Raw genomic sequence first — 12,480 nt, forward strand, 5'->3', positions numbered from 1 at the left:
AGACTAGATAATTAATGTTATTCTTATTGTAAAGGGGAGAGAAAGAATGGAATGCTTACAAAGAATGAATGATAGTCTAGATTATTTAGAAGAACATTTATGTGAAGAAGTAAATATTGAGAAGGTAGCCAAGGTGGCTTGTTTATCGAAATTTCATTTTCAGAGAATGTTTCATATATTAACAGATGTAACGATAGCTGAATATCTTCGCAAGAGGAGATTGACCTTAGCGGCTCAAGAACTAGCTACATTTGATAGTAAAGTAATTGATGTGGCCTTAAAATATGGCTATTCTACACCTGAATCATTCTCCAAGGCCTTTAAAAAGTTGCATGGGATAAACCCTTCAAAGCTAAGAGATAGTGGAGTAACTTTAAAAGCATATCCACGCTTTTTCTTTCAAATACAATTAAAGGGAGCTGAAAGAATGAACTATAAGATCATTGAGAGAGAGGCATTTAAGATTGTTGGGAAGGCTATTAGAGTTTCTACCGTAGATGGGGAAAACTTTAAAGCTATTCCTCAATTTTGGGATGAATGTTGTAGTAGTGGTTTTTATGATAAATTAACAGAGAAGATGGGTGGCTTAGGTGTCATGGGAGTATGTGGTGTAGACTGTGATGGTCAAAAAGATGAATTTACTTATATGGTAGCAATTGAAAAGCCAGAGGATAAGCTGGAGCTTGATATAGTTGAACGAGAAATTCCAGCTTCGACTTGGGCAGTCTTTGAATCTATTGGTCCTATGCCTGATGCTATTCAAGAAGTATGGAAACGAATTTTTGCTGAATGGTTTCCTTCCACTGGTTATGAACATGCAGGTACTGCTGAATTAGAGGTCTACTATCCAGGTAATCCAGATGATGCTGATTATAAATCTGAAGTCTGGATTCCAATCATAAAAAAATAAATTTAATGAAAGGTCTCAGCTCAAGCTGAGACCTTTTCAATTATCTCCTCTCTTTAAATCAATATATAGCAATAACACTCCTAAGATAAGTAGAACCACCCCTAAGAGGTTAAACCAAAGAGGCTGGAAGGTTGCTACACTGGTTAGTTTACTATTAAATCCTCTTATTTTATAGGGTAATAGATAAATTGCCATCATTGTAATACTATGATAGAGAATTCTTCCTAAGGTAGCATTAATTAAAGAGCCTGTCCTAGCATAAAGCCAGCCTAATAATAGGTGTAAGGTAAATAAACTGATAATATGCTGAAGGTCAAATGAAAATAAAAGGGCAAAGCATGAGGTTGAGAGTATAGCAATACTTACAGAGTATCTCTGTAACAAGGTCTTTAAGATAATTCCCCTAAAGAAGATCTCTTCTAAGGTAACTGTGATGACTGTTGAAATGATAGATATAATAGTAATTGGTAGAGAGCTATTAAAAAGGTGAATATTGATCTCTTTAACAGAGTTTTCTGAGAGTGGAAAGAAGCATTGTAGAATATTGTTCAATTCTGATAAGATGATATTTAAGGATATTGCCAATATCAATAAGGCTATAAGCTTAAGAAGAGATAGGTCTGTGTTTCTAAATAAGCTTTTGACTTTTATTTTACTCCTTTTGAAGCCAAAATATAAGATTAAGCCAAAGGAGATAGGTGGAATCGACAGACTATATATTAAATTAATCTTATCCTGTGTTAATTCAAAGGGTAATAAGATTAAATTTAAAATAATCATTGTAATATATTGAAAGAAAAGAAATACTAAAAATAGCAATAATAAGTCGAAAATTTTAGGTCCAAAATCTTTTTTCTTCATCAACTCCACGCTCCTGTTTTGGGATTAATTGTAACTGAAAGCTGTTATCATTATAATATATTTTAGATGAAGATGCAAAAACTTAATTATATATAAACAACTTTAGAACCAAAGTTAAATATGACGTTATAAAAAGATAGTGTGAGACTTTTACAAATAATAGTGAATAAATAAAAACTTATCTTTCTATAAGCTTTAAGGATTTTGAACTTAATTATTATTTATACTTTATTAATTATTCACTGGTTTAAAAAGTGTCATAATCTACCTATTAAGTAATAAAAATTCTACTGATAGAGTAATTCTATGTCGATTAAAGTATAATCTAAGGGAACTAAGCAGGAGATTAGCAAGAAAGGTTTAAATAAATATATAGTTGTAGTTGTGTTTAACAGAACAAATGATTGTTAATAGTTGATAATGAAGTTGGATTCTAGGTTTGAGATTGAATTTTTAGCTTAGTTTATATAATCTTAAATAGATGTGGAGCTGATAAGATGAAAAAATATTTTTTAATGATATTTATGTTATTGTTAATAAATGCCTCGGCTTTTGCTAGTGGTAGTTTAAATGCTGGTAAGTCTGAGCCTGCAAATTTAGTAGTGTACCGATCTAAGAGCTTGTCGACAGCAGGATATTGGGATTTATCAGACTATAAACTTCCTGCTAAGGCTGTCATTACTGGTATTAAAGTTAAGTGGGATTATTTTAGTAGTTTAAGTAATCAGCGTTATAGTGGGTTAGAGCTCTACCTTTATAATCAAAAAGGTAAAAAAGTCTTATTGAAAAATAATCTGATTGGTAGTTATGCTAGTACCGATAAGTTTAATGGAGAGCTACCTAAGCAGAAGTGGAAATTAAGGTATAAGGTCAAGGATTTTAAATATGAGGGAAGTTACTTTGCTATCACTCCCCAGTTGATTATTTATTATGAGTTCAAGAAGGATAAGGAGGACTAGTCTATGGAGATGAGAGAAGATGTAGTTTTTGCTTTAGATATAGGGACGAGAACAGTAGTAGGAGCTGTACTTGAAGGAACAGAGGATGGTCTAGAATTAATAGCGTCTGAAGTTATTGAACATAAAAGCAGGTCTATGTTAGATGGTCAGATTCATAATGTAAGTGATGTAGCAGAACAAGTTAAGGAGATTAAGAGAAGATTAGAGGAGAAGACCAATATTCAATTGAAGAAGGTAGGGATTGCAGCAGCAGGTCGTGCTTTAAAGACCTTGACAGGACACCATAAAATAGAGTTTAAGAATAAAAAAGAGGTTGATGTAGATGATGTTAAGATGCTGGAGTTTGCCGCTGTACAGGATGCCCAAAAACGGTTGGCAGTAGGGAAGGATAGGGATAAGGCAAGTGGTTATCATTTTGTTGGCTATACCTTATTACAGAGCAAACTCGATGGGATTAAGGTTGGTAGTCTTATCAGTCAGAGTGGAAAGGTGATAGAGGTTGATTTGATTGCTACTTTTTTGCCAAGGATAGTAGTTGATTCTTTATTAACTGTAATTAGACAAGCCGATTTAGAGGTAGATCATCTGACCTTAGAGCCGATAGCTGCTGCTAATATTATAGTTCCCCAGCAGATGTATAACTTTAATCTAGCTTTAGTAGATATTGGAGCAGGTACTTCTGATATTGCTATTACTAGAGATGGTGCTATCATCGGTTATGATATGGTTCCAGTAGCTGGTGATGAGATAACTGAGGCAATCTGCGAGAACTACATGGTAGATTACCATACTGCTGAAAGGATTAAACGGGAATTGACCAGTCAAGAAGAGGTAGAGGTGAAGGATATTCTAGATCAGACTGTGGCTATCTCTACTGCAAGTATTATCAAGATGATAGAGTCTAAGATCGATAAATTGGCTGAATTGATAGCTCAAGCCATCTTAAAGTTAAATAGTAGAGCTCCTCAGGCTGTTATCTGTATCGGTGGTGGTAGTTTGACCCCGTTATTAAAAGAGAAGCTAGCCCAACAGCTAGAGTTACCGATTAATCGTGTTGGAGTTAAAGATGGTAAAGAGATTCAAGGAGTAACTGGTAAGATTGAGGGTATCTCAGGAACACAATCTATCACACCCTTTGGAATTGCCATGAGTTGTAAGATCAATAAGAGTAGGGCGAACTTTATCGATATTCAGTTAAATAAAGACCCATTACATTTATTTACCTTAACTGAACCTAAGGTCTCGGATGCTTTACTAGCAGCAGAGCTTGATATTAAGGCTTTAAAGGCTACTCCAGGTCTTGCATTAGGAGTAGAGGTCAATGGTAACTTGAAGATGATACCTGGTACTATGGGAACTTCTGGTAAGGTCTATATTAATGGCGAAGAGGGAAATATTGATAGTCAGATTAAGCAGGGAGATTCTTTAGAAGTTCAATTAGGTGATCGTGGTAAAGCAGGAGAAGGTATAATAGCTGATGTAGTTGCTGATTTGCCAACAAGAGAGATATCAATTAATGGTGATAAGGTGACTATAGGAGCAATTTACTATAAAAATGGTAAACAGGCTAACTTAAATAGTAAATTAGCCGATGGTGATAAGATAGAGTATACTATTGTCCAGACTGTAGGTGATGTCTTGCAGGATATTATGGATATCCCTGTAACTCAGCTAAAGAAGAGTAAAATTACCTATATCCTCAATGATGAAGAACGGGAGTATAGACGTCAGAACTATCGCTTAGAGTTAAATGGTCAAGCTGCAACTTTGGAGATGGAGATAGATGATGGTGATGAACTGATTTTTATTGAAAACAGCAAAAAGAGACTAAAGATAGAAGATGTTTTAGGAGAAGATGCTACTTTAGCTAATCTTAATATTATCTTTAATGATAAACCAATAACTGTTCCAGCTAAAGATTATAAACTAATCAAGAATAACAAGCCTGCTCAATTGGATGATCTAATTAATACTGGAGATGTAATTGAATATCAAAGTGGAGGAATTAGATTGAATCAGCTATTAGATTATATCAATTATAAGATCCCAACCTCTCTAAGTGGAAAATTGATTATCGAAAGAAATGGCAAAAAGGCACAACTTATAGAACCTCTAAGTGATGGTGATCAGGTTAAGATCTATACTGAGAGTTTTAGAGATTAGATGTAAAAAGACTAATAAGTATGAGTATAAGTCTAAGACTAAGTAAAACATTAAAGCTATATTTTTATGATTTACTCAATCTTAGTCTTAATCTTAGACTTAAATTTAAACTATCATTTTATTCTATCAACTTTCAATTAGCATAATAAGCTAGAAATTAAAAAATTCCACTTATTTAAGTGGAATTTTTTAATTAGTAACTAGATTTCTCTTTCTCATCTTAGCAAAGACCTCTTTTAAAGTAGACCTTAACCAGAATATCATCAAAACTGATGCTATTAACTCAGAAATTGGAAAAGCAAACCATAGCATATCTAGGCCAAATAATCTGCCTAATAGATACATAATCGGTAGGAGCAGTATCATCTGCCTTAAAAATGATAGTAATAAACTAGGAAATCCCTTTCCAATGGCTTGAAAGGTAGTTGAGCCGATAATAGCAGGTCCAATGATAGGGAAGGCTAGACTGATTCTTCTTAAGGCTACCTCTCCAATGCTCAATAGCTCTTGGTCCTTATTAAATAATAATAGTAGTTCTTTGGGAAATAATTGAAATACGATAAGACCAGCTGTAGTAAAAGAGAAAGCTATGAATAAAGAGTATTTGATCGTCTTTTTCATTCTGTCAGGATTGTTATGACCATAATTGTACCCAACTATTGGCATAAATCCTTGATTTAAACCAAAGACTGGCATAAAGACAAAGGACTGTAATCTAAAGTAGACCCCCATTACAGCAATTGCTGTTAGATTATAACCGCCTATAATCATATTGACTCCAGCGATCATTATACTTGCTAATAATTGCATAATCATTGCTGGAAAACCAACCTGATAAATTCCTTTGATAATACTGAAATCAAATTGAAACTCCTCTAACTTTAATTTAATCTGATTCTTATCACTAAATAGGATAAATAATATAAATATACCACTGATTATTCTCGATAGTACCGTTGCATAAGCAGCCCCTGCTACACCTAATTTAGGAAAGATTCCTATTCCAAAGATAAAGAAAGGGTCTAAGATGATATTTAAGATAGCGCCGATTAATAGTGTAACCATTGGCATAATGGTATTTCCTTCTCCCCGTAGGATATTATTAGCGATCATGGGGAAGAAGAGTGCTAGAGAACCAATTAGGATAATTCTAGTATACTCTACCCCCAATTCAAGTAGTACAGGGTCTTGGGTAAAGATACTAAAAATCTCTCTAGTAAAGAAGAATCCTGCTAAAGCAGTTATGATTCCATAGGCGATTGTAACAAAGATAACATGTTCAGCTACATTATTGGCACGATGCTCCTGTTTTTGACCCAAAAGTCTAGAGATTAGAGAACTTGTTCCTACCCCAGTACCAACAGCAATAGCTATTAACACCATCTGAATTGGGAATGATAGTGATAGGGCAGATAAGGCTTCAGTGCTAACCCTACCAATATAGATACTATCTACTACATTATATAGTGCTTGGATTACCATCCCCAAGATTGATGGGATAGATAACTTTAATAATAAGGATACTATAGGTTCTGTTCCTAAGCGGTCTGATTTATTTTCTTCCATATGTATTCCTCCCTTAAATTCCTTAATTAGTCAGAACTAAATTACCTCTTTAGTTGATAAGCCAACTAATATCATATAACAACATAGCTTAACTGTCAATTGTATTGCTTGCTTTATATTATCTCTTATATATATTGACTGCTATTAAAGAAGATATACATAGGTAATTGTTTAATAAAGATTAGATATAGTCTATTATATCGATAGAGAAGTAATACTTCTGAATTTTTGTAATTAACAATGAAATTTAATTAGCATAGCGGGTAAATAAAAGACAGATAATCAGCTATATTTAATGATAAGCTATCAATAAAGTCTCTTTTTATCACTAGATATTTATTTCATTTGTTTTCTTAAGATAATCTTAAGAAAATAGTAATAATCGAAATAGATTATGATAAGAATAAAGGGTGTAATTAGGAAATCAACGACATAAAAATTGAATTAGGAGTGGTAGTGTGGAGACTTTAGCATTAATTTTAGCCGGTGGTAGGGGCACACGATTAGATCTATTAACAGAGTATCGTGCTAAACCAAGTGTCCCCTTTGCAGGAAAGTTAAGACTAATTGATTTTGCATTAAGTAATTGTGTCAATTCAGGAATCTATAATGTAGGTGTATTAACTCAGTATCTGCCTATGTCCCTTCATGATCACATCGGGATAGGTAAGCCTTGGGACTTAGACAGAAAGATTGGTGGTGTAAATCTCTTACAGCCTTATACAGGAAGGGATAAGAAATATGGTTGGTATCAAGGAACAGCCCATGCCGTTTGCCAAAATATCAATTATATCAAGAAGAATAATCCCAAATATGTACTGATTTTATCAGGGGATCATGTATATAAGATGGACTATAGTCAAATGATAGATCATCATCGCCAAAAGGGTGCTGAATTGACTATTGCTGCCCAAAGGGTTCCTTGGGAAGAAGCCAGTCGTTTTGGAATTTTAGAGACCGATGATAATTTAGAGATTTTAGATTTTAAAGAAAAACCAGAAGAACCATTAAATAATCTAGCTTCAATGGGGATTTATGTATTTAATGCAGACCTCTTAATTGATATGCTAGAAGAGTATTGTAATCAGGAAAATTCTGATTTTGGTCATCATATTATTCCGCCAATAATTGAAAGATCTAAGACTTTCTCTTATGAGTTTGAAGGATATTGGAGAGATGTGGGAACTATTCAATCTTTCTGGGAAACTAATCTCTCTTTAGCAGCTGCTGTACCTGAATTGAATCTCTATGATGATAATTGGAAGATCCATACTAGAAGTACAGAACAGCCACCAGCAAAGTTTGGAGCCAAAGGTAGTGCCAAGCAGAGCTTGATTTCAAGTGGGTCTATCATCAATGGTATTGTAGAGAATTCGATAATTTCACCTGGAGCCTATATTGAAGAAGGTGCAGTAGTTAGAGATTCGATAATCTTTAATAATACAAGAATTAAAGCAGATTCAATTGTCTTTAGCTCAGTGATAGACAAAGGGGTTGTGGTAGGAGAGAAGTCCAATATAGGATTTGGAAATGATTTAACTGCTAATGTGGACAAGCCAAATCTATATAAAACAGGGTTAACAGTAATCGGCAAAGGTGCGGTTATTCCAAATAAGATCAAAATAGGTCGTAATTGTAGAGTTCTTCCTTATATTGAGGAGAAGGACTTTGGAGATAAAAAAGAAATAGCCAGTGGTACGACTGTTAAACCAGTAATGGATAAAGAGCTCTCTTTAGTTGAAACTGGATAATAGAATATCTATGTTAATAATTTAATAAATTAGATATAAAAAATAAGACTATGTTAACATAGTCTTATTTTTTATATAACTATAATTGGGAATATAAGGTAATTTATGTTAAAATTAAGAAAGTGTGAATAAAATTAATTTTTAAGAGTATATATGATATGTAGAGTTATCATAGGTAATAAAGTTTAAAGGTTGAGCAGATATATATCTTATTATCTTTATAGATCTTATAAATAAGTATTCTAAGAGGAGGTGTTAATATGTAAGGGACTTACATATTATTATTTGTTCTTATCTATTATCTTTTTAGTAGAATTATAGGTAGTTGGAGAATAAATTATTGCTACTTTCTATGAAATATTAATAATTAAAATATATCTATAAGATTATAAGATGTTATTTAAAAATTGACTATAATTAAATAATTTAGGGGGAATATAATGAAGACATTAGCATTAATATTAGCAGGTGGTAGAGGAACTAGGTTGGATATTTTATCAGAACATAGAGCTAAGCCTAGCGTACCCTTTGCAGGTAAATTCAGATTAATTGATTTTGCATTAAGTAATTGTGTAAATTCAGGAATCTATGATATTGGAGTTTTAACACAATATTTGCCGTTATCATTAAATGACCATATTGGAATAGGAAAGCCTTGGGATTTAGACCGTAGAATAGGTGGAGTTACTATATTGCAGCCATATACTGGAAGAAAGGGTGGGTGGTATCAAGGGACTGCTCATGCTGTCTATCAAAATGTTAACTTTATTAAAAAGCATAATCCTAAGTATGTAGTTGTCCTCTCTGGAGACCATGTATATAAGATGAATTATGATGAAATGATATCATCCCATATAGCAAAGGGAGCAGATTTGACTATTGCAACTCAGAGGGTTGCTTGGGAAGATGCTCACCAGTTTGGAATTTTAGAAGTAGATAATAATATGCAGATTATAGATTTTAAAGAGAAGCCTGAGAATCCACCAAGTAACTTAGCTTCAATGGGTATTTATATCTTTACAGCAGATGTCTTAATTGATAAATTAGAGAGCTTTTGTAATCAAGAAAATTCTGATTTTGGTCATCATATCATTCCGGAGATGATTGAAAACAATAATGTATTTGCCTATGAATATAAAGGGTATTGGAAAGATGTAGGTACTCTTAAATCTTTCTGGGAAACAAATTTATCATTGACCGACCCAGTGCCTGAATTGAACCTATATGATAAAAATTGGCGGATTCATACAAGAACTGAACAGGAACCTCCTGCTAAGTTTGGAAGTAAAGGTAGAGCAATTGAAAGTCTTATCTCAAATGGTTCAATTATTAATGGGGTAGTGGAGAACTCTGTTATCTCTCCTGGAGTAGTAATTGAAGAGGGGGCAGTAGTTAGAGATTCAGTTATATTCAATAATACTACCATTAAAAAGGATTCAATAGTATGTAAGTGTATAGTTGATAAAGGTGTAGTTATCGAAGAGAATTGTCATGTAGGATTTGGCAATGATTATACTTCTAACTTAGAGAAGTCAGAGTTATTAACCAATGGGCTAACTGTAATAGCTAAGAGGGCTCATATCCCAGCCAATACTCAGATTGGACGTAACTGCAGGATCTTATCATATGTAGATCAGAATGATTTTGAAGATAAAATTGTTTTAAGTGGTAAGACTGTTAGGCATAAAGTCCAAGATGAGGTTTATACAAAGTTGACTGTAGCTAAATAATAGAGCTTTTAGAGAAAGGTGTTGCTGATATCAGCAACACCTTTCTCTCTTTCATAATTTTACATTAAAACTTATTATTTCTTAATAGTATCTATAAGTAATAATTTTTTCTTGCAAAAGAAACTTATATATGTTATTTTATTATTGATAAGGATAAATATTGCTAGTACTCGTATAATATCGAGAATAAGGCTCGAGAGTTTCTACCAGATGGCCATAAACTATCTGACTACGAGTGGAAGTGTACCTAAAAGACAGTTTACAGTTGATAGTTAGCAGTGTACAGTTAAGATCCATAAAAAATTAGAGTAATTGTAAAAGACTTTAATTTTGTGGTCTTAACTGTATACTGTAAATTGTACACTATACACTGAAGTCTAAGAGGTATTGATACATCTGTATTATCCAGAAGGAAAAAACCCAGATGGATAGCTTTCACTTGTAAAGGTGAGGTCTATCTATCTGGGTTTTTTGTATTTTAGTAGCTCAATTTAAAAATAATTATCATATTAGTTGAACTAATGGGAGGGAAGTATAATGAAGTTGTTAAAGGAGAAGATCAAGGAAGATGGAAAGTTGATTGGGAGTAATATTTTAAAGGTGGATTCCTTTTTAAATCATCAAATAGATCCTAAGCTGATGGCAGAGATAGGAAAAGAGTTTGCTCAACGCTTTCATAAAGAGGAGATTACTAAGGTTTTGACAATTGAAGCTTCAGGGATTGCAGTGGCTTTGATGGTAGGTTTAGAATTAGATGTACCAGTACTTTTTGCTAAAAAGAAGAAGGCGTCCACTATGGATGGAAGAGTCTATACTGGTAAGGTAGAGTCTTTTACTAAAAACCAAGTTTACGATATCAGTGTTGCTGCTAAATATCTAAATGAAGATGATAAGGTCTTAATCATTGATGATTTCTTGGCTATGGGTCAAGCTTCACAAGGATTGATAGAGATTGTTGAAGATGCTCAGGCAAAGTTAGCAGGTGTTGGAATTGTAATTGAAAAAGGGTTTCAGCCTGGTGGCAAGCAGTTGCGTAAGCAAGGGGTTAGAGTAGAATCTTTAGCTATTATTGAGAGTTTAGAGGATAATCAGATTAGTTTTGCTTAAGATAGAAGTTCTTTTTTACTTATTTTTAAAATTTTAATCACAATTATATAAGGAGGAAATGAGATGAGCCAAGAGTTAGTCTATCAAGAAGAATTAATTAATGAAGTAGAGTCTAAGCAGAAAATAGAGGGTGAATTGTCCTATGGGATTGAAGATAGACCGGAGCTGAAGATAGCTATTCCCTTAGCTATTCAGCATATTGTAGCTGCTTTTAGTGGAATAGTAGCTGTACCCTTAGTAGTTGGTGGTGTATTAGGCTTAACTCCAGTAGAGATGGGATATTTGGTTAGTGCTGCTTTATTTATGGCTGGATTGGCTACCTTTATTCAGGCTAAGGGCTTTGGGAAGGTAGGTTCTAAATTGCCTTGTATAATGGGAACCGATTTTACCTTTGTTGGTCCTTCAATAGCTGTAGGAAGTACTATGGGGTTGCCAGGAATCTTTGGAGCAACCTTATTGGCTGCACCAATTGAGATGATTATCAGTAAATTCTTTCCTAAGATTAAGAAGTTCTTTCCTCCAGTGGTAACAGGTTGTGTAGTAACTTTGATAGGTTTAACAGTTTTACCAGTAGGGATTGATTGGGCTGCAGGTGGTTTTGGAGCAGCTGATTATGGTAGTTTAGAGAATATTGGGGTATCTTTAGCTGTTTTGGCAGTAATTATTACATTAAATCAATTTGCTAAAGGTTTTTGGAGCTCTGCTGCTATCTTAATAGGTATTGTGTTTGGATATGTTATTTCATATCCATTGGGAATGCTAGATTTTTCTGCTGTTCAACAGGCAGCATTGATTAACTTACCAATGCCTTTTAAGTATGGAATTGCCTTCAGTTTAACAGGGTTTTTAGCTTTTATTCCAGCATATTTAGTGACTAGTGTAGAGACTGTAGGAGATTTATTGGCTGTGGGCGAGGCTTGTAATAAGGAGTTAGAGAGTGAGGATATTTCAAAAGGTTTAATGGCTGATGGTGTGGGAAGTATGTTAGCTGGGGTTTTTGGAGCTGGTCCTAATACTTCTTTTAGCCAGAATGTTGGAATTATTCCCTTAACAGGGGTAGCTAGTAGATTTGTAGTTATTTTAGCTGGAATTATCTTAATGATTTTAGGTATCTTCCCTAAGCTAGGAGCATTGATTGCTATTATGCCTAATCCAGTATTGGGTGGAGCAGGAATTGTCATGTTTGGAATGATAGCTGCTAGTGGAATTAAGGTGTTACATGATGCTGAGCTTAATAGAAGGAATTTATTGATTATTGCTATCTCTTTGGGCTTAGGCTTGGGTGTAGTTGTTAGACCAGATATTCTAAGCCATTTACCAAAGGGCTTAAATACCTTCTTCCAATCAGGGATTACTACAGGAACTTTAACAGCACTAGTGTTGAATATAGTCCTTCCGGAGATGGAAGAATAGAGTATAGATATGAGAAGACT

9 protein-coding genes and 1 riboswitch are annotated in these 12,480 nt (G+C 33.8%); of the genes, 7 read left to right on the top strand and 2 right to left on the bottom strand.

The window, feature by feature from the left end; all coding sequences use genetic code 11:
- Window positions 1–46: 46 nt before the first annotated feature.
- Window positions 47–910: an AraC family transcriptional regulator gene (locus BX659_RS10660; RefSeq protein WP_097019388.1), complete on the top strand. Its 864-nt coding sequence runs from the start codon at window positions 47–49 to the stop codon at window positions 908–910.
- A 36-nt stretch (window positions 911–946) separates the two neighbouring features.
- Here the strand turns inward: BX659_RS10660 and BX659_RS10665 are convergent, their stop codons facing one another.
- Entirely contained in the window at window positions 947–1,771 is an 825-nt protein-coding gene (locus BX659_RS10665; RefSeq protein ID WP_097019389.1) for a CPBP family intramembrane glutamic endopeptidase, read from the bottom strand.
- Window positions 1,772–2,295: 524 nt separating this feature from the next.
- Between BX659_RS10665 and BX659_RS10670 the strand changes: the two genes are divergently transcribed.
- Both BX659_RS10670 and BX659_RS10675 read left to right on the top strand, forming a co-directional pair.
- On the top strand, window positions 2,296–2,730 hold the full coding sequence (locus BX659_RS10670) for a hypothetical protein (RefSeq protein WP_181186434.1): 435 nt from the start codon (window positions 2,296–2,298) through the stop codon (window positions 2,728–2,730).
- 3 nt (window positions 2,731–2,733) lie between these two features.
- On the top strand, window positions 2,734–4,893 hold the full coding sequence (locus tag BX659_RS10675) for a cell division protein FtsA (RefSeq protein WP_097019391.1): 2,160 nt from the start codon (window positions 2,734–2,736) through the stop codon (window positions 4,891–4,893).
- Window positions 4,894–5,082: 189 nt separating this feature from the next.
- Here BX659_RS10675 and BX659_RS10680 read toward each other — a convergent pair whose 3' ends face one another.
- Entirely contained in the window at window positions 5,083–6,459 is a 1,377-nt protein-coding gene (locus BX659_RS10680) for an MATE family efflux transporter (RefSeq protein WP_097019392.1), read from the bottom strand.
- A 458-nt stretch (window positions 6,460–6,917) separates the two neighbouring features.
- Between BX659_RS10680 and BX659_RS10685 the strand changes: the two genes are divergently transcribed.
- The 4 genes from BX659_RS10685 to BX659_RS10700 all read left to right on the top strand — a co-directional run bounded on the left by BX659_RS10685 (window position 6,918) and on the right by BX659_RS10700 (window position 12,460).
- Window positions 6,918–8,210 carry a glucose-1-phosphate adenylyltransferase gene (locus BX659_RS10685; RefSeq protein WP_097019393.1) on the top strand — a complete coding sequence of 431 codons (1,293 nt, stop codon included), beginning with the start codon at window positions 6,918–6,920 and terminating at the stop codon, window positions 8,208–8,210.
- 440 nt (window positions 8,211–8,650) lie between these two features.
- Window positions 8,651–9,940, top strand: a complete 1,290-nt coding sequence (locus tag BX659_RS10690; RefSeq protein WP_097019394.1) for a glucose-1-phosphate adenylyltransferase — start codon at window positions 8,651–8,653, stop codon at window positions 9,938–9,940.
- Between the two features lie 150 nt (window positions 9,941–10,090).
- Window positions 10,091–10,192, top strand: a riboswitch (purine riboswitch).
- 285 nt (window positions 10,193–10,477) lie between these two features.
- Window positions 10,478–11,047 (top strand): xanthine phosphoribosyltransferase, encoded by a 570-nt coding sequence (locus BX659_RS10695; protein ID WP_097019395.1) that lies wholly within the window; start codon window positions 10,478–10,480, stop codon window positions 11,045–11,047.
- A gap of 63 nt (window positions 11,048–11,110) precedes the next feature.
- The gene (locus BX659_RS10700) at window positions 11,111–12,460 is read left to right on the top strand and encodes a nucleobase:cation symporter-2 family protein (protein ID WP_097019396.1); all 1,350 of its coding nucleotides are present in this window, start codon (window positions 11,111–11,113) and stop codon (window positions 12,458–12,460) included.
- Window positions 12,461–12,480: the final 20 nt, after the last annotated feature.

The organism is Orenia metallireducens, assembly GCF_003001995.1.
Lineage (GTDB): Bacteria > Bacillota > Halanaerobiia > Halobacteroidales > Halobacteroidaceae > Orenia > Orenia metallireducens_B.